This is a genomic window from Candidatus Microthrix parvicella Bio17-1, assembly GCF_000299415.1.
Taxonomy (GTDB): Bacteria; Actinomycetota; Acidimicrobiia; order Acidimicrobiales; family Microtrichaceae; genus Microthrix; species Microthrix parvicella.
Window position 1 is genome coordinate 1,596,954 of record NZ_AMPG01000001.1, and the last position, 22,231, is coordinate 1,619,184.

The 22,231-nt window shown below is 63.5% G+C and carries 25 protein-coding genes and 2 tRNA genes; 4 read left to right on the plus strand and 23 right to left on the minus strand.

Translation table 11 applies throughout. The features are described 5' to 3' along the window. Positions 1-53: 53 nt before the first annotated feature. Both MPARV_RS21060 and MPARV_RS0107680 read right to left on the minus strand, forming a co-directional pair. Complete coding sequence (locus MPARV_RS21060) at positions 54-455, minus strand: type II toxin-antitoxin system death-on-curing family toxin (RefSeq protein WP_020377824.1); 402 nt, start codon at positions 453-455, stop codon at positions 54-56. Further along, entirely contained in the window at positions 452-661 is a 210-nt protein-coding gene (locus MPARV_RS0107680; protein ID WP_012230069.1) for a YlcI/YnfO family protein, read from the minus strand. Before MPARV_RS0107680 ends, MPARV_RS21060 begins: the two co-directional genes overlap by 4 nt. A gap of 645 nt (positions 662-1,306) precedes the next feature. Here MPARV_RS0107680 and MPARV_RS0107685 point away from each other — a divergent pair. Next, positions 1,307-2,707, plus strand: a complete 1,401-nt coding sequence (locus MPARV_RS0107685) for an IS1380 family transposase (RefSeq protein WP_012231233.1) — start codon at positions 1,307-1,309, stop codon at positions 2,705-2,707. A gap of 137 nt (positions 2,708-2,844) precedes the next feature. On the opposite strand, the gene MPARV_RS0107690 is transcribed toward MPARV_RS0107685, so the two are convergent. The 4 genes from MPARV_RS0107690 to MPARV_RS0107705 form a co-directional block, all read right to left on the minus strand. Further along, the gene (locus MPARV_RS0107690; RefSeq protein WP_020377826.1) at positions 2,845-3,384 is read right to left on the minus strand and encodes a Fic/DOC family protein; all 540 of its coding nucleotides are present in this window, start codon (positions 3,382-3,384) and stop codon (positions 2,845-2,847) included. Positions 3,385-3,396: 12 nt separating this feature from the next. Continuing rightward, positions 3,397-3,597: an antitoxin VbhA family protein gene (locus MPARV_RS0107695; protein WP_012230071.1), complete on the minus strand. Its 201-nt coding sequence runs from the start codon at positions 3,595-3,597 to the stop codon at positions 3,397-3,399. Positions 3,598-4,783: 1,186 nt separating this feature from the next. Continuing rightward, positions 4,784-4,996, minus strand: coding sequence for a hypothetical protein (locus MPARV_RS0107700; RefSeq protein WP_012230080.1), 213 nt, complete (start codon positions 4,994-4,996; stop codon positions 4,784-4,786). Continuing rightward, complete coding sequence (locus MPARV_RS0107705) at positions 4,993-5,256, minus strand: hypothetical protein (protein WP_012230081.1); 264 nt, start codon at positions 5,254-5,256, stop codon at positions 4,993-4,995. The genes MPARV_RS0107700 and MPARV_RS0107705 overlap by 4 nt, the downstream gene beginning before the upstream one ends. A gap of 442 nt (positions 5,257-5,698) precedes the next feature. Between MPARV_RS0107705 and MPARV_RS0107715 the strand changes: the two genes are divergently transcribed. After that, a complete protein-coding gene (locus MPARV_RS0107715; RefSeq protein ID WP_031277654.1) occupies positions 5,699-6,334 on the plus strand; it encodes a hypothetical protein in 636 nt (211 codons plus the stop codon). 332 nt (positions 6,335-6,666) lie between these two features. Here MPARV_RS0107715 and MPARV_RS0107720 read toward each other — a convergent pair whose 3' ends face one another. The 5 genes from MPARV_RS0107720 to MPARV_RS0107750 all read right to left on the minus strand — a co-directional run bounded on the left by MPARV_RS0107720 (position 6,667) and on the right by MPARV_RS0107750 (position 12,694). Next, on the minus strand, positions 6,667-7,884 hold the full coding sequence (locus MPARV_RS0107720) for an IS4 family transposase (protein ID WP_012231293.1): 1,218 nt from the start codon (positions 7,882-7,884) through the stop codon (positions 6,667-6,669). 193 nt (positions 7,885-8,077) lie between these two features. After that, positions 8,078-9,316: a hypothetical protein gene (locus tag MPARV_RS0107725; RefSeq protein WP_157789512.1), complete on the minus strand. Its 1,239-nt coding sequence runs from the start codon at positions 9,314-9,316 to the stop codon at positions 8,078-8,080. A gap of 1,078 nt (positions 9,317-10,394) precedes the next feature. Continuing rightward, entirely contained in the window at positions 10,395-11,408 is a 1,014-nt protein-coding gene (locus MPARV_RS0107740; RefSeq protein WP_238538831.1) for a tyrosine-type recombinase/integrase, read from the minus strand. Positions 11,409-12,062: 654 nt separating this feature from the next. Then, positions 12,063-12,401 carry a HepT-like ribonuclease domain-containing protein gene (locus tag MPARV_RS0107745; protein WP_012230093.1) on the minus strand — a complete coding sequence of 113 codons (339 nt, stop codon included), beginning with the start codon at positions 12,399-12,401 and terminating at the stop codon, positions 12,063-12,065. Next, complete coding sequence (locus tag MPARV_RS0107750) at positions 12,398-12,694, minus strand: nucleotidyltransferase family protein (RefSeq protein ID WP_012230094.1); 297 nt, start codon at positions 12,692-12,694, stop codon at positions 12,398-12,400. Before MPARV_RS0107750 ends, MPARV_RS0107745 begins: the two co-directional genes overlap by 4 nt. Positions 12,695-13,129: 435 nt before the next feature. Here MPARV_RS0107750 and MPARV_RS25210 point away from each other — a divergent pair, with 435 nt between their 5' ends. Further along, on the plus strand, positions 13,130-13,579 hold the full coding sequence (locus tag MPARV_RS25210; RefSeq protein ID WP_020377833.1) for an integrase core domain-containing protein: 450 nt from the start codon (positions 13,130-13,132) through the stop codon (positions 13,577-13,579). A 36-nt stretch (positions 13,580-13,615) separates the two neighbouring features. Here MPARV_RS25210 and MPARV_RS0107765 read toward each other — a convergent pair. The 7 genes from MPARV_RS0107765 to MPARV_RS25795 all read right to left on the minus strand — a co-directional run bounded on the left by MPARV_RS0107765 (position 13,616) and on the right by MPARV_RS25795 (position 19,144). Further along, positions 13,616-14,781, minus strand: a protein-coding gene (locus MPARV_RS0107765; RefSeq protein ID WP_085951951.1) for an IS3 family transposase whose coding sequence is annotated in 2 segments (ribosomal slippage) — positions 13,616-14,529 and positions 14,529-14,781 — 1,167 coding nt in all. Because the reading frame shifts where the segments join, the coding sequence is not laid out codon by codon here. Between the two features lie 393 nt (positions 14,782-15,174). Then, positions 15,175-15,264 (minus strand) — tRNA-Ser (locus tag MPARV_RS0107780). A 185-nt stretch (positions 15,265-15,449) separates the two neighbouring features. Beyond that, a complete protein-coding gene (locus MPARV_RS0107785; RefSeq protein ID WP_012230102.1) occupies positions 15,450-16,133 on the minus strand; it encodes a hypothetical protein in 684 nt (227 codons plus the stop codon). Between the two features lie 156 nt (positions 16,134-16,289). Next, complete coding sequence (locus MPARV_RS0107790; protein ID WP_031277658.1) at positions 16,290-16,721, minus strand: nucleoside deaminase; 432 nt, start codon at positions 16,719-16,721, stop codon at positions 16,290-16,292. Between the two features lie 654 nt (positions 16,722-17,375). Beyond that, positions 17,376-18,086, minus strand: coding sequence for an iron-sulfur cluster repair di-iron protein (ric, locus tag MPARV_RS0107795; RefSeq protein ID WP_012230104.1), 711 nt, complete (start codon positions 18,084-18,086; stop codon positions 17,376-17,378). Between the two features lie 51 nt (positions 18,087-18,137). Then, on the minus strand, positions 18,138-19,010 hold the full coding sequence (locus MPARV_RS0107800) for a YwiC-like family protein (protein ID WP_020377837.1): 873 nt from the start codon (positions 19,008-19,010) through the stop codon (positions 18,138-18,140). Further along, entirely contained in the window at positions 19,010-19,144 is a 135-nt protein-coding gene (locus MPARV_RS25795; RefSeq protein ID WP_020377838.1) for a hypothetical protein, read from the minus strand. Before MPARV_RS25795 ends, MPARV_RS0107800 begins: the two co-directional genes overlap by 1 nt. A gap of 139 nt (positions 19,145-19,283) precedes the next feature. Here MPARV_RS25795 and MPARV_RS0107810 point away from each other — a divergent pair, with 139 nt between their 5' ends. Next, complete coding sequence (locus tag MPARV_RS0107810; protein WP_012230108.1) at positions 19,284-19,937, plus strand: helix-turn-helix transcriptional regulator; 654 nt, start codon at positions 19,284-19,286, stop codon at positions 19,935-19,937. A gap of 33 nt (positions 19,938-19,970) precedes the next feature. On the opposite strand, the gene MPARV_RS0107815 is transcribed toward MPARV_RS0107810, so the two are convergent. From MPARV_RS0107815 to MPARV_RS0107835, 5 genes are all read right to left on the minus strand, one after another. Continuing rightward, positions 19,971-20,441, minus strand: a complete 471-nt coding sequence (locus MPARV_RS0107815; protein WP_012230109.1) for a group III truncated hemoglobin — start codon at positions 20,439-20,441, stop codon at positions 19,971-19,973. Next, positions 20,438-20,929 (minus strand): group III truncated hemoglobin, encoded by a 492-nt coding sequence (locus MPARV_RS0107820; protein WP_012230112.1) that lies wholly within the window; start codon positions 20,927-20,929, stop codon positions 20,438-20,440. The genes MPARV_RS0107815 and MPARV_RS0107820 overlap by 4 nt, the downstream gene beginning before the upstream one ends. A gap of 136 nt (positions 20,930-21,065) precedes the next feature. Beyond that, positions 21,066-21,154 (minus strand) — tRNA-Ser (locus MPARV_RS0107825). 77 nt (positions 21,155-21,231) lie between these two features. Further along, positions 21,232-21,441, minus strand: a complete 210-nt coding sequence (locus tag MPARV_RS0107830) for a hypothetical protein (protein ID WP_020377840.1) — start codon at positions 21,439-21,441, stop codon at positions 21,232-21,234. 79 nt (positions 21,442-21,520) lie between these two features. After that, on the minus strand, positions 21,521-22,231 hold the full coding sequence (locus tag MPARV_RS0107835; RefSeq protein ID WP_020377841.1) for an ATP-binding protein: 711 nt from the start codon (positions 22,229-22,231) through the stop codon (positions 21,521-21,523).

Sequence of the window (22,231 nt, forward strand, 5' to 3'; positions counted from 1 at the left end):
CTCACAACGTAACCAGCCGGATTTAGGTCAACGGGGTCGTGTGGCCGCGCAGTTCATGCTTGGAGGTCGACGCGGTCCTTCAACCAGGCAGCCAGCCAAGTTTCGTCGACGTCGTGGGCTGCGACGGCGAGCATCGCTTCGACGGCATCATTGGGGTCGGGCCGCCCGTCGTTCCATGACCCGCCGTTGATGTCAATGAACAGAACAAGGCATGCCCACGCTGCCCGCTTGTTGCCGTCCGGCAGCGGATGGTTCCACGCGATCCGACAGGCCAACACAGTGGCCTTGTCGTGCAGGTCGGGATAGAACTCGGTTTCTCCGAAGCCAGCTTGGGGCGCGTGGAGCGCAGAGTCCGCGAGATCGACACGGCTTGCGTTGATGAGGGTTGCAGCGGCGACGCCGGTGACCTGTTCGGCGAGAAACCAGAACTCAGCGAGGCTGAGGTAGCGGGTCACTTCGCGAGTCGGTCGAGGATCTCCTGGTCACGATCGAGCAGCTTCTTGGCCCGTGCGGTGAAGCTCTCGTCTGCGCGGACCCGATCGATCTCGGCCGCAAGGGAGTCGATGATCAGCTTGTTGACACTCTCGCCGCGAACCCGGGCGACAGCCTCTGCATCGTCAGCGAGACCGTCCGGCAAACGGACCGTAGTTTGCTTTGTCATGACACCATGATATCAAGATGCGCTCCGGCCTCGCATACGTAGGGTTGATATCGCTGCGGCCGACGTCGGGCGCTCACTACATCAAACGCCACGGAGACGAGACCCAATGGCGGCCGAAACCCCGGGATCGCCAGCCGGACGCCGATCTACCATGCAATTCATGAACCGTCGGTGGCCTTGGACAAAGAGAGTGCCCGGCCCCCGACGACAGGAGAGCGGCCCCGCCGGTAGTGCCTCAAGGCCAGCTTCAGACGTCGCGAAACCCTTGCGGTCTATACCCGAAGACCTAATCGGTGGGATCAAGTCACTTTCACTGACTGGAACGCCGAAAAAGTTGGGACTTCCGAGGCTGGGCTTGTCAGGCTGGCGGGGTGCCAGCGGTGGCCGTCATCCTGCCCAGCACGGGGTGAAGGGCCAACCGCCGGATTAGTGGTCTTCCGCAAGGTGCATGGCACGGGTGAGAAGTTCGGTGAAGGCGTACTCATCGCTGCCTGCAGCTTTGGACGCTGCGATGTTCGCCTCAGACCCGGATATTGCAGCCGGGTAGCGGGTTGTTGGTGGTTTGACGCGGCAGGTGCCCCTGCTGGCTGGAAGAATGGAGAGTACGAACAGCTCTATTCGACTAGCGAGAGGAGCACCTGCCAGGTGAATGCTACAGGCGCGTTGTTTGATGCCGGGGAACTGATCGGACAGCCCCGCCGCCGGAGTGCTTCGGTGAAGGTCAAGGTGAGCGATGACAAGGTGACCGGGGTGGGCGGGGTGGCGTTGTGGGGACCGATGTTGGACAACCTGAACCTGGTCGGTGTCGCCGATGGGCGCCGGTTGCGGCCGATCGGGCCTGGCGGCTACACCGGCGGGGAGTGCTATCGGGCGTTGGTCGAGATCCTGTTGGCCGGAGGCGATTTCTTGTCGGACCGGTCCCTGTTGGATGGGCCGACCCAACAGTTGCGGGGCGCTCACGTGTTGCCCTCACACGCGACGATGTTCCGGTTTTGTGGCGGAGCCGATTTTGGTCGGGTCCAGAAAGCCGCGGCGGTGAACCGGACGATGTTGGCTCGGGCGTGGGCGTCGGGTGCGGGACCTTCTGGTGGGATGGTCACGGTTGATCCCGATGCCACGCTGGTCGACACCTACGGGCCGGACAAGGAAGGTTCGAAGTTCTCCTACCGGGGCGAGGTTGGCTTGTCACCGCTGATCGGGGTGTGTGGTGAGACCGGTGACGTGCTCGCGATCCGTGCCCGGTCTGGGAATGCCCATCCGGGCCGGGACAACGCCGGGTTCATTCGAGAGTGTGTGTCGGCGATCCCCGGCCCGGTCCGGGAAACAACGAACCTGTGGGTCCGTGTCGATTCCGCCGGCTACCAACACGCCGTGTTCGACACCGTCGAGGCGCTGGGTGGGGTGTTCTCCGTGACCGCGCCACAACGGTCCAACGTGAAAGCGAAAGTCCGGGCGTTGGCCACCAACCCTGACACGCAATGGGTGCCAGCGTTGGCCGGCGAGGCCAAGCGGGGTTCCGAGGTCGCAGAAACACCTTTCGTGATGGGGCAAGGCAAGACCCGGCGCATGTTGCGGATGATCGTGCGCCGTCAACGCACCAGCGCCGGTGACCAGTTGTCCTTTGATGATCTTGACGGTTGGAGGTTCCATGCGATTGTCACGAACCTTCCCGCCCTGTTCGCACCCCCAGCAGAGGTCGAGGCCCACCATCGGCTTCGTGGCGGGATCCCCGAGGACACCATCCGGCAACTCAAGGAAGACTTTGGGCTGATCCACGCGCCGGTGAAGAACTTCTTCGGGAACTGGTTGTGGTGGCACGCCTCTGTGCTTGCTCACAACACCGCCCGCTGGGTCCGTCACCTCGGGCTGCCCCCGACGTTCAAACGGTGCCGTGGGAAACGGCTCCGCCTCGCGTTCTTCAATGTCGCAGCACGAGTTGTCAACCACGCCGGCGGCCTCGAGTTGCGGCTCCCACGATCCCACGCCTGGGCCGACGCGTTCATCGAAGCCCTCACACGCATCCGGGCCCTGCCCGCGTTCGCCTGACCCGGCCAGGCACCCACACACCCAGACTCAGCCCGGACAACCCGACCACACCACAACCTTCTGCCTCACCGCGCCCCAAAACCAGACAAACACCATTCAACCTCACACCAGAGGCAGCACCCACCCAAACCAGTGGCCTACACGCCGTTCAAGAACCGGGCTGCAATATCCGGGTCAGAGCTGATCAGTGTCCAGTCGAGGTGAGCGCCATGAACTTCAGCGATCTGGCCGAGGAGGACGCGCTGTGTCCGGCCGTTGCCTTCCCGGAACGGGTGCGCTTCGTTCATGTCCGAGAGAACGACTGAGAGTCGGGCGGGAAGCTGGCCCCGGCCGGGGTTCGGTCCAGTGGCGAGGGCACGTATCTGCTCGGCGCAGTAACGGGTGGCGGTGATCAGCATGGAGACCGGGTGGAATCCGTGCCCGTCTTTGGCGATGTCGACGGTTCGGAACTCGCCCGCCCAGTCGTAGACGTCACCGAAGAGGTGGCGATGCAGGTTCTGCCAGTGGGTCCAATCCCATGTCCGGAGGACCAGACCAGGGCTGTTGGCAAGTCGGATTGCGCGGTTGGCGACGACCTCGGCCTCTACGACGGCGAGCAGACCCGCGTCGCGGATTCCGAGCTTGTTGCGAAGGCACTCGGTTCCGGGCTCCAGGTACGGGTCAACGATGGCGCTCACGGCCAAGTTGATTCAGGCGAAGGGGTGACCGGCAGGTGCTGTGATGCCGTGGCGGGCGAGGAGTTCCCGACCTGCGGTGTCGGAGTCGATGTGCCCAGCATCGAGTTGGTCAAGAATGCTGATCGCGTCGGGGTGGAGTTCGATGCCTTCGAGCCGGGCATCGGCGACCGCAGCTGCGACTGCCCTACTGGAGGTCTTCGCGGTGGTAGCCACCCCAACATTCTACCTGGTCGGTTCCGCTCTTGCCTCCCATGGGGCCATGGCCGTGAGGAGTCGGCTCGGCGGCGGGGCCGACGGCCAATCGAGGAGCAGCCAGCGGGAGGGAGCGCTGGGACTGAACGCGCAGAACCCCAGCTCACCTCGTCCGAGGATGGCACCGGGGTTCACTTCCGCTGGCTCGTGCCTTTGGCACTCCCAAGTATCCCCTGGCCTGGCGGATGTGGCAACCCCTTTGGGAGCCACATGCGACGTTCAACCAGTCCGACCAAACTCTCGAGCGGGGAGAGATCGGAGACATGGGCAGCCGCCATAGGGTGAGTCCCATCACGAGGTGTAGCTCCTACGCGCTATCCGCAGTGGTGACAGAGGTCTGGCTGCCCGGTCCGAGGGAACCAACGCAGGCGTGATGGGGCCCCAACGGAGTGGTACCCGCCAGTGGCTCAAATTGCGGTGAAGGAGCGCGTGCTAGCGGGAATCGGATACTCAGCGAATCCTCTGGCCATGAGAGAGCCACCCAAAACTCCGAGGGAATCGAGTTCAGCGGCGCAGTCCAATGACGGCGAAACCGGCCACTTTCCAGTCGTCCCATGGGATGTAGTGGCGGAGAGTAGGGGATTCGAACCCTTGGAATGCTTGCGCATTCAACGGTTTTCGAGACGGCTGTACAGCCCTCCTCTACCCCCGAAAACCCCCAGAAACCGCGGAGCCCTGGCAATTCTATAGGGTCTCATAGCCTCATTGAGGCTTCCAATCATGGCCAATTTCATGGCCAAACACCACGACGATGCGTCGCTGCAGACGGGAGTCGATTTCCCGAGGGCTTGCCGCTGTCGAAGACCGCCAGAGTCCCCATGGGTGGTCCACGCCAACACAGACCAGATGGGAGGCCCCAGCTCAACCCAAGGTTAGGGATTTCAGCAAGCAGCTCTGAGAGATCTGCGTGATCGTGGGCACCGCACGGAGCACCACAGTCCAAACAATCCGAGCAGGCCAGGGATGGGGTCCTCATTTTACGCCGCTGGCTGCAACGTCGCGTGGCGGGCCCACCCGACTTCTGACAATGACGTCGGATCGGGGAGGGCCGCAGCACGATGTGTTCACAACCCGTGTCCGCGACAAACCTCTCACATCAAGCAGGTTCCACCGTATGTGAGATAGCCGAGGACCCGTGTTGGGGTGGTCAGCTGGCGGTGCGGGTGGTGTAGGGACCGAATCCGTGTTTGGTGTATTCGTCGGCTTCGGCCTCGATCGCTGCGATGGTGGCGTGTTTGCCGTCGACGATCACTGCGGTGCCGGTGGGTTCGTAGAGGTGCCCGTCGGTGTCGGCGAGGTAGTCGCCGTAGGTGTACAGCGGTGTTTCTGGGGTGGGTGTCGGCGCGGTTTTGGTGTTCATAGGAACAGGGCCCGTGTGCTCGGGCGGAGCTTCATCGAGTGGATCACTTGATGTGAAGTATGCGACGGAATCACCGCGACTTCCAGTAGCTGCCCGTTTCGGGCCGGGCCGATGCTCAATAGCCGGACGTCGGGACGGTCCGGTGGTTCGGCATCGAGGTGCCACTGGCCGATCGCGTTTCGGAGCGCGTGAAGGGTGTCGGCCTCGTCGATGTCATGGCGGAACGCGATCCGCGAGAACAGGTAGACCGGCTCGTTCACTTGGTGCTCCCCGGCCGTTCTGCGTCGTTCACCACTCCAGCATGACCCACAACCGCCCCTGCCTCTGGGACTGCGAGCACGACCAGTAGCCGGCAGGACTGACCTGGGCGACGAAGGCGAGGAATGCGATGAGCACGTCTTGAGGTAGTGGGTTGTGGCCTCAGATTGGTGAGACGAGGCGTTCGCCACGTACGACGGTGCCTGCGATAGCGGTGTGCCGGTCGAGGTCAGCGGGGCCGGCAGTGCCGGCGGGCGCAAATTTGGAATCGACCAAATTCTGGGGAACTCGAGCGGCTCGGCGGCCGTCGGAGTAAGTATGGGATCGCTGCAACGAGTCGGAGACCGTCACGCCCGCATACCCGTGCTGTCGCGGCGCGTGACCGCCGCTGTCTTAGCGGAGGCGGTACTCGGCGGGCACTGCTTCCAGGAGAGGATGCCTGCGATGACCAGCAGCGCCGTACCCGGCAAACGCCGTCTTCTTGGCGTGTTCGCTTCCCTTGTCGGGATGATGGCTGCCGGTCTGGTTTCCGCACCCCCGGCTTCCGCCGACTGTTCGGGCCCATCAATGTCGTTCAGCCCTCAGGATGTGGATCGAGGTGGCGAAGTGACCGTGACCGGCGAAGCGTGGGGTGACAACTGCTACGACACCGGTCCGCCACCAAACGGCGAAGGGGCGCTAGGTCGCCCGACAACCGACATCGAGATCATCCTCACCCAAGACGACACAGAATGGGTGCTGGGGACCGTTGACGCAGACAAACAGTACGGATTTGAAGTGCAGATGGTTGTCCCCGCCGACGCATCGCCGGGCGACGCCCAACTGCACGCACGAAAAACCGGGACCGCTCCGAACATTCCCTACGTTGAGCCGAGGCTTCGGATCAGCGACGCACCGGCAATCACGCCCCCATCCACCACCGCACCCAAACCGGCTCCGCCACCACCGGAGTCAACGACCGTCGGCCAAGACCAGCCCAACCCAGAAGCGTCGAGAACGGTTGCTCCCTGGCTCATCGCCGTCGCCGCTGCGCTGGTAGTTGTCGCAGCGGTGGTGGTGCTTCAACGAAAATCGGTGTAGGGCATGGCACCTCAACGGTGGGATGGGTGGGGCGCTCAACACCTGCAGCCAGCGAAGCCCCGGTATCATGGGGAGAACTCCCCGAGGCCCCTGCCGCAAGGTACGCCTCTGGGTTTGATCGTTCTGGGCACCTACAACTAACCCCAATACCGTCCAGTTAAGGGAGGATGGTGATGAGGGGTGGACCGTCGGGTTGGGGCCAGAGTGCGTGGCGGACGCGTTTGACGTGCCAGCTGACGTATTTGCGTTTGACGACCCGTGGGTTGGTGCGGAGCCGTCGGGGCGGGTTGAGCCGGTGGGCGAGCCTGCGGATTGCTTGGGTCCAGCGGCTTTCAGTGTGCTGAGGGGGGAAAGTCGCCCGGTTGGGCGATGGTGGCACGAGCGATGTTGATGGCAGCAACGAAAGAGACCCGGTCCGGGTCTCGGCCGGCGTGGTGGGCGGCTTCACACATCAACGTTCTGATGGCGTAGTGGCAACACAGGTGCCCCCAGATCTCTTGGTGGACCATGTCCGGCGACCTCGACCGGAGGACCACCCTCGCTCCGCGCTGATGGGTTTTCAACTCGTCGAAAGCTGTTTCGATCTCCCATCGTTGGGTGTACGCCACAGCGAGTTCTTGGGCTCCGATGTCGCCCGGGTCCATCACGGTGGTGAACAGCCGGATCTCCGAGGGTTCTTGGCCGGTATGGTTGTCGACGGTGTAATCGATCAGCCGAACCCGGAACGCCTTGCCCCGGCTGATCCCAGGGGTTTTCGGTGGGCGGATCTCCACGACCCACGACCCGTCGCAGAGTTCCTCAACCGGGCGGGGTTTGATCGATTTCGAGACCCGCCACAACAGATCCGCACCGGTCGATGCGGCCTGTTGCCACAACGCAGCACTGTAGAAACCGCGATCTGCGAGCAGCATCATGTCCGGGGCCAGCCGGTCGATCAACGGCCCGGCCAGTTCGCGTTCACCAGCCGAGTACACACCGATCTCCGCGTCGAACATCGCGTGGGTGCCACACTCAGCGACCGCAACAACCCGGGCCTGGGGGAACGCGGACCGTTCGCCTTTGTTCACCCCCGGCCGCCCAAAGAACCCGTCGTTGGCCGGGCTGTCATCAAGATCGAACGTGGTCCCATCAATCGCGACCAAACGACGGCCAGCCAAAAACGACCCCGGCGTATCAACCGTTGCGAGCGGGCCGGTCACCTGACGGAACAACTGCTCCACCGGCGCGGACCCAAGACGTTGACGGGCCTGGGAGATCGCCGACTTCGTCGGCAACTTCCAGGCGTCCTCCCACCCCGAAGTCCACGACAACCCGTCGGTCAACAACGCCAACACATCCACATACGAGCCGTCCGCGTAGAGGGCCATGCCCATCGAGTAATAGGCCATCACCCACGCCGGTAACGCCCGGTGGCGTTGCTCCTTCGCACCCGCCTCCAAGATCACCCGATCAACAGCATCTGGCGGGAACGCCCTCATCAACACCCCCACCGACACCAAATCCGACAAACGACGATCCGACTCGGGCTTCAACTGTCCAGCACGTGGCATCCACCCAAACTACACCAATGTGACCCTAACTGGACGGTATTGCAACTAACCCATGGCCGTGGCCCGCCGGGTGCTTTCGCTCTGTGAGCGGCTTGTCAGCGCGAGGGGGATTGGGTCGCCACAGTTGGCGACGAGGGCCTCCGCACGAAGGGTCTCGTGATGCGCTGCATCTTCGCCCCCCTGGGCCGTGGGCCTACAGAACCATGAGTTCAACGGCTCCGCTGCGCTCTTCTTGGTTGGGGGTGTCGCTCGGGTTCGTTGGCGCTCTGGCTACCACCGCGAAAACACGGTCGCCCACGGCACATGCGGCATTGGGGGACACAAGGCCAGTCTGTTCGAAGGTGGCAATGCTCAGCATCTCACCGGCGGGAACGCTGAACGACAGTGTTGTTGACTGCGGGTTCGGTAGGACCTGAGTTGTATCGACAAGGAGGGCGCCTGGCACCGACCCTGCGCAGAACTGGGCGGTGATCGTAGATGCCTCTGTTGCAGGGCGTTCAGCGAGGCTGCTGACTTCCTTCTCGGTCACGGCATCCGTGGCCATCGTGTCGCCCGTGGCAATCAGGTTCAAGCCATCTGGTGTTGCAAGGAACTGGGTGGAGGGAGACGCCTCCGAGATTGTCCTGACGACACCGAGATCGTTGGTGGTGTCGAGTCGAAGGATCTCAATTTCGGCGGTCGGTGGTCCTTCCGTGCCGCCGGGTTCGAGGGAACTGCCGCCCGACCCGCTCGATCCTGACACGCCTTCGGGCACAGTCAAGCTTGGTAGCGGCTGCGCTGGAACTGGGGCAACGGGACCGCCGCCGACGGTGACACTGACATCGACCTTTTTGGTTGCCATGACGACCGAACCATCTGGCGCCGGAGAAACGGCAACGATCCCGCCGCTCGCGTCGTTGTCGGTGAACGTCCCCTCGTCCGTGTCGACTACGAACACCATCGAACTCATCGATACCTCGTCGGCGACGGTCACCACCGGCGACCCTTCGCCTCGGATGGTGCCGTTCACAACGGGATTCGACCCCATCAGCCCATAGTTTTTCAGTGGGATGACAGCGATAGGTGCATAGTCACCGCCAGCCTGGAACAACTCCACCGATAGGTCTACAGGCGGACATGGCTCGATGTCAGTGCTGCATGTAAGGACGTGCAGCAGATCGGTGCCAGCACTGTCGGTGATGAATCCGATGGAGATCCCGTAGGAGCCCGACAGGCTCGGTTGGTTTGAACGCTCACAAGAATCTACGGAACAGGCTCCGGTAGTGACCGCAGCCTCGACTATTCCACCGACAAGAACACCACCGCCCTTTGGTGCCATCGCAACCTGGATAGGAGGGCCAGAGTCGAACACAACGTCGAGTGAGACCGCGCCCGGATCGGGGTTGGTGTCGTCCGGCGAGTGCTCTTCGCCGCATCCGCTCAGAAAGGCCACGAAGAGAACGGCGCACGCGCTCACTGCTCGTCTTGTTGATCGTCGCATCATTCCAGGCCGGGCCGTAGATCCGAACGCTTCAAGAACGGTCGGGCGGCGTACACGTCCGCGCTTATGTTTGAGTTGGCTTCGGCCCATCGCGTCGACCGTACCAACACCGGCGCATGGATCGGCTCATGGAGAACCGAACAGGTCCAATCGTTGGTGAGTTGTTGGAGGTGCAGGGATCTTGGTCCGGCCTCGATTGAGCCGAGCCATATGAGCTGACAGCCAGTTGGCATGAACGGCGAGGCTGGTACCTTCCCTGAATGAAATTCCCGTTGGTTGTTGCCGTGGCTGGACTGTGCGTTCTGACTGCCGGGTGTGGCGCTGGCGGATCGAGGGCCGACGGGTCGAAGGTGTTTGGCGAACAATCCAAACCTTGCCCAGCAACATCGCTCTCAAACGATCTCGATGATCAGATCGCCAAGCAAGGCACTGACTGCTTCATGACCGAGTTCGAAGCTGGCAGTCCCGTCGTCTGGGACGTCGTGTTCTCCACGACTGAGGGCGACCCAGTCCCGGTCCGGCACGAATTCGACGGGAAGACCGTGACGATCACGACGGACTCGTCGTTCGACGACTTCGGGAGCGGCGAAGTCGATGTTCAGGTATGCGAAGGGATCCGTCGGGCCGAGGCACTGGTTGAGGGCGTTGGCTGTGGATCATCGAGCGGTGATGGCTTCCGGGCTGACTCCGTTCCCGGAGCCGATTGATCGCAGTGCCCGCCAGGCCCGAACTCAGCTTGTTGCTGACAGCGGGGTGACGGTTACGCCAGCGGAGGGACTGACCAAATGGGGGGTACCAAGCCACACTGACGGTCACGTCAGCGGTGTACCCGCCGACACCCAAGAATCCCCCCAGAAAACCGTTCTATTCGCACCGGCCTTCCGGTGATCGAGTCGCCACCGCGCAGTTTCGGGGGTTTTGAGCCCCACGGACACAAATCAGCATTTGGATGGGATGTGAGATGGGACGGCCAACAGGCTCGTTCCTCCAACGTGCGGCCAATGGCCAACGCGGTGGAATCGACGGCTGGTCATGGGTTGTCCAGCAGGTCGTCGATGAGTTGTCCGGCGGCTTGGTCGGCTTTAGTGGTTCGGGCGGCGTAGACGTCGAGTGTCATGGTTGGGCTGGCATGACGGAGGCGTCCGGCGACGGTGCGCACGTCGGTACCATTCGCGATGAGATGTGTGGCCGTTCCATGGCGGAGGTCATGAAAACGGACACCGTCGAGTCCGTGGGCATCCGCGAGGGTGCGCCAGTCGTAGGTGATCTGGTTGAGCGAGATCGGATGACCCCAGTCCTGGGATGGGAACACCCACCCGTCGTCGTCGAGCGGGCCGAACTCAGCCTTCTCCGAGACTGCTGTCTGATGGGCCCGCCATGTCTCGATCGAAGCAACCGTGGCCTCACCGACAGACACGATACCGGTGGTGCGGGTCTTGGTTGGTTTCACCTTCGATGCCGGCCCGCCATCGACGACCGAACGTTGGAACGTGATCAGCCGTTTGTGGTAGTCGATATCGGACCACTTCAACGCGCCGAGCTCACCTCGGCGGGCGCCGGTAGCGATCGCCAGCCGGATGATGACGGCCATTCTCGGGTCGGCCACCTCGATGATCGCCGCCACCGTGTCGAGGTCGGGGACGTTGTGTTGATGGGGCTCGACTCGTGGGGTGTGGGCGATGACCGCCGGGTCGTTGGGGATCAGCTGCCAGCGAACAGCTGCGGACAGGGCTGCTCTGAGGATGCTGTGGGCCTTCTTGACCGACTGCGCCGACAGCGGGCGGCCAGCCTTGCCGCCTTCGGTATGGAGGGTTTGGTAGAAGCGTTCGAGGCGTTCGACTGTCAGCCGGCTGATCCTGACGGTGCCGAGGTGTGGTGAGATCCAGCCCTCGGCTGTCCGTTGGTGGTCTCGGGCGGTGGTCGGGCTCCAGTCGTTGACATTCGCCGCCTGCCAGCGCTCCAGCAGTCGGTCGACTGTGAGCGTCGGATCGGACCATCCGGACTCCACACGACCGGCCTCAATCTCCGCGATCAGCTGGCGCATCGTGCGCTCAGCCTCCCGCTTGGAACCCTTCACCGACTTTGACCGGTATCGCTTCTTTCCGGTGTCGTCAGTGCCTAGGAAAAGTCGGATCTCCCAGGACCCTGATGGCAGCTTTCTGAGTGACCCGCACACGTGTGCCACCCTGTCAGACCCAACCGTTGGATGGGATGGCAGATGGGATGCGACACCAAAAGAGGCACGATTTCGACTGAGTTCGCAACCGCCAAAATCGGCTACTTCCCAGTTCCCCGTAGGGATGTTGGTGGCGGAGAGTAAGGGATTCGAACCCTTGGAACACTTGCGTGCTCAACGGTTTTCGAGACGGCTGCACAGCCCTCCTGTACCCTCGAAAACCCCTAGCAACCGCGACCTCCTGGCAATTTCGAGGGGTTTCGTAGCCTCATTGAGGGTTCCAATCATGGCCATTCTCATGGCCAAGACGGCACCCGGGCGGTTGCGCCAACTACCCAAGCCGCCCACACCCCCAGCAGTGCGAACATGGACACATGCGGACATCGACGTGGCTGGCGGCGCAGCATTGGCGCGGTCGGCTCCGGCTCCGCCCAGTACGGACGCATTCGCTGCGCTGACAAGTCCGTCAACGAACTCCGTCGCTGCCGGATGGCCTTTCGGCGCCAACAGGCGTCCCGGCCGTCAGCCGTCGGCGAGGTCAGCGAGGACTGTGTCGAGCTGCCGGCGAAGCGTCGGGACGTCAGCGCTGATCACCTGACCGATGACGGCCGGATCGATGTGGAAGTACGCATGAGCCAGAATCACTCGGGTGCCGACGATGTCTCGCCACGGGATCTCCGGATGCGCCGCCTTGACCTCGGCGGACATTTTCGAGGCAGCTTCGCCGAGCACCTCGATCCATCGTTGCGCGGCCGCCTGAACGACAGGGTCCACCTCCATACGGTCCGGATCCGCAGCATGCTCCAGGATCAGGTCGCACATCTCGATCATGTCGAGTACGAGATCGCTGTCTTCTCTCACAGCTCAACAGCGTCGGCCAACACCCGGTCGGCCACGCGCGGCCGAAGGCCCGCCTCGGTGGTGACATCGACGTCGCAACCGAGGAGCTCCTGGAGATCCATGAGCAGCCCCCCAAGGTCAAACAGCCCGCGCTCGTCGTCCAGTTGGACCAGGAAGTCGACATCGCTGGTGGGGGTTGAGTCGCCACGAGCTACCGATCCGAACACCCGTACACGATGAGCCCCACGCGCCGCAGCCAACCCGAGGATCTCCTCACGGCGAACTCGTAGCTCTTGGAGAGCAGGAACGGCCATGACCACAGACTACGGGCCCCATCGACCCTTCAGGCGCCGAGGAGTCATCCGCACTGTGGTCCTGAGAATTTTGGGTGTTCGTCGAGATCGGTAGCGTCGATGTCTTGCGGATCTGATTCCCTCGCTTGCACGCCTCGTTCTCACACGAATCGGCTGGGTATTTGCGGCCGGTGATTCCCGAGACGCTGAGATCCTTGCGCTCCGTCACCAGATCCTCGTGTTGCAACGCCAGGTCGCACGGCTCGGTCACAAACTCGCCGCGTCGACCGTCTGGAAGATCCTCCGCACCGCCGGGATCGACCCGACACGCGACCGAACCGGCCCATCGTGGTCAGAGTTCATCCGCTCCCAGTCGAAAGCCATCCTGGCTACCGACTTCGCTTGTGTCGACAACGCATTCCTACGCAGGTTCCACGTTCTGTTCGCTCCCGGAAGGTGCACCTTGAGGGGATCACCGCCAACCCAGCCGGCTCTTGGACCACCCAAGCCGCCCGCAACCTGATGATGAAGCTCGGTGAACATCACCCGTTCAAATTTCTGATCCGTGACGGTGCCGGACAATTCACCCGATCCTTCGACGCAGTCCTCGCCGGCTCCGGGATCACCGCAATCAGAACACCACCACGGTCACCTCAAGCAAACGCCTACGCCGAACGATGGGTCCGGACTCTTCGTCATGAACTCCTCGACCGAACGATCATCTGGAACGAATACCAACTCCGACAGCTGCTCGAGGAATACGTCGAGCACTACAACAGCCATCGCCCTCACCGAGGACTCCACCAACGAGCACCCAACGACAGTGCCGACGTCATCCCGATCGGCACAGGCCAACCGATCAAACGTCACACCACCTGCGCTGGACTCATCAGCGAATACTGGTGAGCCCCGCGTTTCTCGGACAGTGATCTGTGGCAGCCCTTACGCTGCCCGTGTCTCGTCGCGATAGCTGTCATGCACTTCAACCGGTGTCCGGTAACCGATCCCCGAATGAAGCCTGGAACGATTATACCAAATCTCGATCCAATGCGCAATACCCGAAACAGCCTTTCTTCGTGTCGGGAACACTGTCCGATAAACGAACTCGTTCTTCAACGAAGCAAAAAACGATTCCGCCATAGCATTATCCCAACACACCCCGGTCTTACCCATCGACCCAACCATGTCATTTGATGCAAGGAACGCTTTGAACTCCTCAGAGGTGTACTGCGCCCCATGATCCGAATGGAATATGGCATTCGACTGAATGCCGCCAGCGTCGATCGCGGCCTGCAACGCGTCGGTCACCAGACCGGTGCGCATATGGTCGGCCATCGCGAACCCGACCACCATCTTCGAGAAACAATCGATCACCGTCGCCAAGTACACCCACCCTTCCCACGTGCGGATATAGGTGATATCACCGACCAGCTTCACGCCCGGCTCCGCGGCGGTGAAGTCCCGGTCGACCAAGTCCGCCGTGCTCGGCGTGCCGTCAGGGTCGGTCGTTCGCCTGTATGGCCTGGGCTGACAGGCAACCATGTCACCCTCGACCATCACCCGACGGACCAGTTCAAGGCCGGCAGCGATCTTCTTGCGGCCCAGCTCGGCATGGACCCGACGGTGCCCGTAGGTGCCATCGGATGCATCGAAGACCTTGCGGACATCGACCGCCAGTTCCTCGCGTCGTTCCGCGGTTGCTGACAGCGGACGTTTCCGCCAGTCGTAGTAGCCGGACTTCGACACGCCCGCCCATAAACACATCTTGGTGACCGGGTAGTTCGCCTTCTCGCCGTCGATGAACTCGTACTTCGAGATCACCGATACTCCTGGGCGAAGAAGGACGCCGCTTTTCCCAAGAACTCGTTTTTCATTCGGAGTTCCCGGTTCTCGGCTTGGAGTTCGCAGAATTGGATACGTTCGGCTGGGGTCAAAGGGTCCTCCTCGATCGGGTGGGCATCACGGTACTTGTTGACCCACACACCGAGTGTGCCCGGGTTGATGTCCAACTCGTTGGCGACCGTGGCGATCGGCCGGGAACCGTCGATCACCATTTTCACGGCCTCGGCCTTGAAAGTGTCAGAGTATTTTGTTCGTTTGCGTACCATATTGGATTCCTTTGTGTCAGTGGATGTTATCAATCACCCACTGTCCGAAATCCTCGGGGCACCCCATACCGAACCGCCGCCTGAACCACTCCCCGGTCAACCAACACCACTGCAAGCGCCAGCTTCAACGCGTCCGACAACACAAACCACCTCACCGAGCCAGGCACAGGCTGCCGACGAAGTGCCGGATGACTTCTCGGCACCAACACCCACGGAGTGGTCCGCGCCAGTGGTCCAACTTACGGTGACGGAGCGGGTCCTAGCGGGAATCGGACACTCCGCTAATGCTCTGGCCATGGAAGAACCACCCAAAACTCCGAGGGAATAGAGTTCAGCGGCGCAATCCAGTACATGGTGAAATAGGCTACATCCCAGTCGCCCCATGGGTTGTAGTGGCGGAGAGTAAGGGATTCGAACCCTTGGAATGCTTGCGCATTCAACGGTTTTCGAGACCGTCCCATTCGTCCGCTCTGGCAACTCTCCGTCCGTGATGTTAGTCGGGCGTCTCGTCCCGTTCACACTGGGAATCGCAGCACGGCCGAAGCACCCCGGAAACCGAGTGTTCAGCGGCACCAGCACACGCGCCTCGGCCAGGCCCGATGCGGAGGGGTTCGCATCCGGCCTGGCCGAGGTCACTGTTGCTGCTGGTGGTATGGAGGTTCAGCCCATCAGCCGACGATGGCGCCAAGTCCCTGTGTGGTTGGTGCATCGGCAGTGGTGCTTGCCAACGAGTCGTCACTCTTGGCCGGAGCGTCAGCGGGGGCCTCATCGCCCTTGGCTGGTGCCTCACCATCGGCCGGCGGCGCACCGTCCTTGTCGCATCCGCCGGGCCCACCATGGCCTTCGGGCCGCCCGGCGGTGTTCACCCGCTCGGTGATGCGCTCGGTGACGTTGGCCAAACGCTTGTCGGCCTGCGCCTGGGTGAGGTCTCCGGCTGTGACCTGCTCGGCAATATGGGTCTTCGCATCGGTGACCATGGCGTCAATCACGGTCTTCGCCTCCACGTCGTGTGCCTTGGCGACATCGGCCAGCGAGGTGTCCTGGTTCAGTTCGGACTTGAGGTCGTCCACCGACATGCCGACCGCCTTGGCGGCGGCCTCCAAACCGGGCCCGCCCCTGCCGTCCTTGGGCGGGCGATCCGCCTGATCGCCCACCTTGTTCGAGGCGGTGCCTGCGTCGGCTTGTGTGGGTTGGGTCTGTTCGGTCTTGGCCGTGGTTGAGGTGTTGTCCTGGGCGGAGGCCGGGCCTGCAAGGGCCAGCCCGGTGACGCCGAGGCCACCGGCGAGCAGCGCTGCGGCCGCCCACTTCTTGAAGCCCGATGGGGCGGTGTGGTTGGGGGATGCCGTTCTCATGATGTCGTGCCTCTCTCTGGTGCCCCGAACTCTTCGGGGCATGCACAACCATGAGCAGTCAAGGTTGGAGCCACGTGAGAAACCGACGGTTCTCATCGAACTCCAAGGTTGACCGCGCCTCAGGCTCGGCGATCAGCAGGATGCAGCGCGGCGGCCTCAGGCCCGGCGGTCCCCAAAGAATGCTCGAAGCAACTCGGCCGACTCCAGGGCTCCTGGCCCGGATACGACATCAAACTCGTAGCCCAGGCGGGGATCTGAGCCAACGTGGTAGCTGGAGCCGAGAGCCCCACCGGCAGGGTCGGGGGCCGCAAACACCACCGACCCCACCCGGGCGGCCAGCGCCGCGCCGGCACACATGGGGCAGGGTTCGAGCGTGACCACCAGCGTGGCGTCGCTGAGGCGCCAACCGTCGCGGGTGGCAGCCGCATCCCGAAGGGCCAACACCTCGGCGTGCGCGGTCGGATCGCCGGTGAGCTCTCGCTCGTTGTGGCGGGCGGCAACGATCCGTCCGTCGATCACCACCACCGCACCCACCGGCACGTCACCGTGTTCCAGCGCCGAATGGGCCTCACTCAGCGCCGCCACCATCCACGCACCGATGGTGCCCGGTGCCGGATGGTCGGGCGATGGCCGACCGAACTCTGCTGCGTTCACATCCGCCAGCCTACGGCCGGCCGTAGCATTTGCCCGGAAGCCCACCGCTGTGGACGAACTGTGCGGAACGCGGTGGAGAACCAGGCATTCGCGGGGGACAACCAGGAATCTTTGGGGACATCTTGGGGATTGCGAACTGAGCGGTTGACGTACGTTCTTGAAGGGCGCACAGTGTTCCTTCCACACGGAACGTCGGCGCTCCAAACGGACAACACCAGCAGCGCCTCGGCGCCGAGGTGGATCTGGAGGCTTCGGCCCACCAGGACCGGATGGACCCGCTGACGAGTCTGTGCGGACACCGGACTATCGCCACCGCCCCGACCTTCGGATCGGAGCGGGCGGCCTTGAAGCTCTCACGGGCGGACGGGCCACATAGGGGGAGCAAAGCCGAAAGGCCGCAAACCTCCGAAAAGGGCATCGCCCGCCGCACCTCAGGGATGCGACGGGCGATGAATCGAAACGATTGAATGTCAGGCTATGCCCGGCAAAGAGTCGTTTGGTGGATGCCGGTGTTTGAGGGCCCCGGGCGCGATCTTCTGATCGGCCCGGGGCCCCCAGCCGTTTTCGGCGCCGGTCCGGCCGGCCGGGCTACAACCCGGGAACCGCCTCGAACAGCACGTTGTTTTCCTTGTGAACGTGGAGGTGGGTGTCGTTCTCCATTGCCTCCAGCCGTTGGTACAGGCTGGTGTAACTGGCGCATGCGTCGGCCGGCAGTTCGAAATTGGACGAGCGTTGACGAATACGGGCAAGCAGGTCGCCTGCATGATCGTGTTCGGTCCGCATGGCGGCGATCGGGCCCGACTCCAGGTCGGCGGCGGACGCAGGACCCGTGCCGTCAACCAATTGACCGATCATGGGGAACAGCGCTCGTTCCTCACGAGCCATGTGAGGTTCGAGCTCTGCCCGAAACTCGGCCACCAGGGCGCCCACCTCGATGAGCTCGGGGTGTCGCTGTCCATGAACCGACGCAACGGTGGCTGCCAGCGCCTCGAGTGCCGGCAACTCATCCCACAGGTAGGTGTGATGGGTCTCCAGGATGTGAGCGATCAGTTCGACCGGCTCGAGGTCGGCCCACTCAACGTCGGAAGCGACGTCCAGGTCGGCGACCGCAGCCCGCACCTCGTCGGGGTCGACCCCGGCCTCCAGGCATGCCACGGTGAGACGGGTTTGCCCGCCGCAGCAGTAGTCCAGCCCAAAACGCTCCAGCACTCTGGCCGCCGCCGGGTTGGCGGTGACGAGAGCGCCCAGAGGCGGGTCGGTGGGCAGTTCTTCCTGGGTGGCGGTGGCGGTACTGGACATGGGATCGCTCCTCACTTGGGGTTTGCTTGCTTCGCAGGCGGACGGATCGCGTCAGCCAAGTAACACTCCGAGCGCGGTGGCCAACACGACCGACACGCCCATGATGGTCTGGCGGATACCCAGCACGACGGCCCGGTCCGTGGGCACCCATGCGATGAGCGCACGTTGCAGGGCAATGGCGGCGCACACGGCCACGGCCCCCACGATCACCAGCGGTTCGGCCACAGCAGCGACGACCACTACGACCACCGCAACGACGTCACCGATCAACGGGAGCGCCGGGTGGGCCGGTCGACCGTGCAGCTTCATGACCTGATCGCGGATGGTGGGGATTGCGGCGATCGCCCGGGCGGCGAGGATGGCCCACAACCCCAATGCGACCGAGGTGCTGCGGCCGCCGGCCAGGACCATCATCGAGGTCATGCCGGCGATGCCAACCGCACCGGCCAACTCGGGCACCAGGCGGCGGCTTCGAGAGCGGATGTCGTAGGAGAGTTCGACGGCCATCAAAGGTGCGATGCCCAGGATGGGCCACCAGAAACCGGGCGTCGCGGTGGCGAATGCCACGGCCAACAAGGCCACCAGCGCCACGATCTCGACAGCCGCCACCTTGCGCGCCAGGCGGGTACGGTCGAGCGTTCTGCCACGACGGGCGTCGACGGCAGCCAGTTTCAGCGGGGTACGGGCCAGAAACGCCAGCACCGTCGCCAGGCCGAGGCACAACGCAGCGACGCTGTGCGCCACCAGCAGGCCAAGCAGTACCGGCTCGAGGGTGAGCCCCCAACCGCCGTGTTCGCTGGGCAGGGCCACCGAGCGAAGCGGCGATCGGGCTTTGGTAGGACGACGAGTGGGTTTGGACGGCGCCGCGGCGCCGTCCAAACCCGATCCGCTCTCCCGAACGTCAACCGAAACGGTGTCGGCCATCAGTACACGCTCAGCACGGCCAGCACGATGATCAGCAGGGTGACCCCGCCGACCACGAGCAGGGACGCTCCCATCGGATGGGACGGACGATCGGCATCGGGCCGAGGTTGTCCGGGCTTCGAGGGGTTCACCATATCTCTAGTGTACCCCAGAATTATTCCCTGTCGAGTCGCTGTGAGGTACTTCCATTTTCTCCAGCAGTCGCTAGAGTGAATCCCAGCCGCGTGCGACGACAGCTGCTCGTCGTTCGCCTGATCGGACTCTCTCAACCTCATGCCCCACCTTCAAATCCAGGCGAGAGCGCTTGGCGATCCCACCCGGCACCGGATCTTTCGCGCCATCGCATCTGCCGACGGCCCCTGTGACGTCGCCTCACTGACCGAGCAGTTCGGCCTGAATCACAACGCCATTCGTCAGCACTTGGCCAAGCTGGTTTCCGCGGACCTGGTGCAGGAGTCGGTCGCGGCACCCAGCGGGCGAGGACGTCCCCGCCTGCAATACCTGGTGGCACCCGCCGCCGAAAGCCGGTGGGGTGTCACGGGCCCCTACGAACGCCTGTCCATGTGGCTGGCCGAGGCGCTGGCCACCAACGAAACACCGGTGGAACTGGGCCGACGAGTCGGGCGTGAGGAGTACCGGCCGGCCGGCGGCTCGGCCGGACCCATTGAAGACCTGGCGGCCCAAATGTCGCACCAGGGTTTCGACCCGACGGTGACCGGCTCTGGCGATGTGGTGGAAATCGTTTTGGGAGAGTGCCCGTTTGCATCGGCCGTGTTGGTTTCACCCGACACGGTGTGCGGCGTTCACCTGGGTCTGGCCGAGGGCGCCGCCGAGGCCATCGGCGGCATCGAGGTGGAGTCATTGTCGCCCCGCGACCCGCGCACCGCCCACTGCGTGCTGCGTTGCCGCGTCACCTCGACCGATTAGCCAAACCACCACCCCGACGATGCGGTGCCCGCACTACGGGTTTGGGGAGTCGCCCGGTTCGGGCGGCGTCCATTCGTAGCCAAATATGTGCTTGGCCATGCCGGCCATCAGCGAGGCCGCGTGGGTCTTGGCATGATCGGAGGTGGGGCCCGCACCCTGGCGGTCGACCGCGGCGATCCACATGCTGTACCACCGGTCACAGTGCTCGGGTCGCACGGCGTCAAGCGAGTGCAGGTGCCGGTGCACTGCGGTGACCTGACCCACGTACTCCTTGGTACCAAAGAGGATGCGACACCAGTAATCGATCAACCGCGGGATGTGGCTTGCCCAGTCCACTTCGGCCACCTCGTCAAAGACCGGCTCCAGCAGTTCGTCGAAGACGATCTCGCGATAAAAGTCGACGACCAGGTCGTGCACGTTGGCGCGAGTGGTGAGATCTTCCAGCGGGGGGGCCGACCCGGTGCCGGGAGCCCTCGTGGTGGAGGTCGCCTGCGCCGGGGTCATCGGTTTGTTCCAGCGCTTGAGGACGGGCCGATGGTGGCGGCCACCGGCTCGGAGGCCGCCGTTGACGGCTCGATGCCGGAGGTGTCCACGGGAGCGCCCAGCAATTGGTTGCTGTGCACGCGCGCCACGTTGTATGCCAACGCCAGCGCCCGATCACGGCCGGGACCCTGCCACCCACCCTCGATGGTCTCGGTGAACAGCTCGAGCCAGCGCTGAAAATGCTCAGGGGTGAACGGCACCTGAGCATGCACCAGCGCATGGGAACGAAAAGGGTTGCCCTGATAGCCGGGCATGCCCAGCAACGCACGGCACCAGAACGCTGCCAGCTTGGGCAGGTGCTCGGCCCAGTCAACCTGGGCCACGTCGTTGAACATGGGACCCAACAGGTCGTCCTGGGCCACGTCCTGATAGAAGCGACGCACCATTTCGGCGATCTCCTCAGGGGAATCCAGGTCGCGTTCTCTATCGAGTTGTGTTGCGCTGCTCATGGGAGCCGAGTTTATCCAGCCAACACTGGAAATAACCACCCCTCTTCCCTGGCAGGTCGCCCGGCACCAAAACGAGGCGAGCCCCCAAGCCGTATGGCTTAGGGGCTCGCTGTGGCGTCTTCTCGACACCTTCGAGCGGAGAGGGTGGGATTTGAACCCACGGAAGGGTTGCCCCTTCACCTCCTTAGCAGGGAGGCCCGATCGACCGGACTCTGGCACCTCTCCAAGTGCCGTCCATCGTAGTAGAGCCGGCCGCTCGGACGCAGCCCGGTTGCCCACTGAGCCAGCATCGAGGGCGGCGGTCACTCCACAGCGCCCTCGCCCTTCACGTTGGCGCCCGTCTCCATCATGTCCTTCTCGTGCTCTCGCACCGAGTCGGTCAGTGCGCCACTTTGGGCATCGGCCGTCTGTTCCTCATCGGGCGTTGCCACACGATCGGCGTGGGCGGTGGTGTGGGCCGCCTCCGCATCCACGTCCTTGATGGCGTCCGACACTTCACCGTGCTCGCTCATGGGTGACCCTCCTGGTTTGGGTTGGTTTGGTACCCGGGTGGATACCCGGACGGTCCCAACTCAAACCCGAACCTCGGGTTCACGCAGCCAATTCGGCCCAGACCACCTTCGATGCATCCCAGGCGGTCACGCCCCACCAGTGGGAAATCTCGGACACGATGTGCAGCCCGCGACCGGTGATGCGAGCGTCCGCCAGCGGGATCGGCTCGGGATAGGTGGGTGCGGTGTCCACCACCGACAGCAAGACCGTGTTACGCACCCGGGCCACCTCCACCTCGATGGGGTCGTCCAGTTGGGCGGCGAGGCGCGACGTCAGTGCATTGGTGGTCAGCTCGGAGGCGACCAATTGCGCGTCCATGACCAGCTCATCGAGGCCCCAGTCGACCAGGCACTCAACCACCCATCTGCGAACCTCGGCCGGGGTGCCCCCGTCTTCCAGTCGGAGCGACTGAAAGCCGTCGGCCCATGCGCCCGGGTCGATGTTGGGGCCGGGGACCGTCCGTGAGAGCCAGCCTCGAAACTGGTCACCACTGAGCAGCGACTCGTCACTGTCATCCACGTACGCGCCTGCGATCAGAGACCCGGGCGCAGCCTGACGAACGCTGGTCATGATGCGATGCAGCGGCCAGTCGCTCTCGGGGTTGATCACCAGGGTTCCGTCGGGAAGTTGGTGTTCGCTCAACAGGCCGTCGTTGAACGCCTCCACCAAGGTGCAGGCCCAGTCGTAGGACTCACACAACCGCTCGAACACGTCGCTGAACGAGGACGGAGAACAAATCAGCAGGTTCAT

Coding starts and splice junctions, on each gene's coding strand:
- MPARV_RS0107720 (WP_012231293.1), bottom strand. CDS start 7,884: ATGCCACGTGCTGGACAGTTGAAGCCCGAGTCGGATCGTCGTTTGTCG.
- MPARV_RS0107740 (WP_238538831.1), bottom strand. CDS start 11,408: ATGCGCCAGCTGATCGCGGAGATTGAGGCCGGTCGTGTGGAGTCCGGA.
- MPARV_RS0107820 (WP_012230112.1), bottom strand. CDS start 20,929: ATGAGCAGCGCAACACAACTCGATAGAGAACGCGACCTGGATTCCCCT.
- MPARV_RS0107700 (WP_012230080.1), bottom strand. CDS start 4,996: ATGAACACCAAAACCGCGCCGACACCCACCCCAGAAACACCGCTGTAC.
- MPARV_RS0107815 (WP_012230109.1), bottom strand. CDS start 20,441: ATGACCCCGGCGCAGGCGACCTCCACCACGAGGGCTCCCGGCACCGGG.
- MPARV_RS0107785 (WP_012230102.1), bottom strand. CDS start 16,133: ATGAGAACGGCATCCCCCAACCACACCGCCCCATCGGGCTTCAAGAAG.
- MPARV_RS0107835 (WP_020377841.1), bottom strand. CDS start 22,231: ATGAACCTGCTGATTTGTTCTCCGTCCTCGTTCAGCGACGTGTTCGAG.
- MPARV_RS0107750 (WP_012230094.1), bottom strand. CDS start 12,694: ATGGCCGTTCCTGCTCTCCAAGAGCTACGAGTTCGCCGTGAGGAGATC.
- MPARV_RS0107680 (WP_012230069.1), bottom strand. CDS start 661: ATGACAAAGCAAACTACGGTCCGTTTGCCGGACGGTCTCGCTGACGAT.
- MPARV_RS0107715 (WP_031277654.1), top strand. CDS start 5,699: ATGACCAGCAGCGCCGTACCCGGCAAACGCCGTCTTCTTGGCGTGTTC.
- MPARV_RS0107800 (WP_020377837.1), bottom strand. CDS start 19,010: ATGGCCGACACCGTTTCGGTTGACGTTCGGGAGAGCGGATCGGGTTTG.
- MPARV_RS25795 (WP_020377838.1), bottom strand. CDS start 19,144: ATGGTGAACCCCTCGAAGCCCGGACAACCTCGGCCCGATGCCGATCGT.
- ric (WP_012230104.1), bottom strand. CDS start 18,086: ATGTCCAGTACCGCCACCGCCACCCAGGAAGAACTGCCCACCGACCCG.
- MPARV_RS0107810 (WP_012230108.1), top strand. CDS start 19,284: ATGCCCCACCTTCAAATCCAGGCGAGAGCGCTTGGCGATCCCACCCGG.
- MPARV_RS0107790 (WP_031277658.1), bottom strand. CDS start 16,721: ATGGTGGCGGCGCTGAGTGAGGCCCATTCGGCGCTGGAACACGGTGAC.
- MPARV_RS0107830 (WP_020377840.1), bottom strand. CDS start 21,441: ATGAGCGAGCACGGTGAAGTGTCGGACGCCATCAAGGACGTGGATGCG.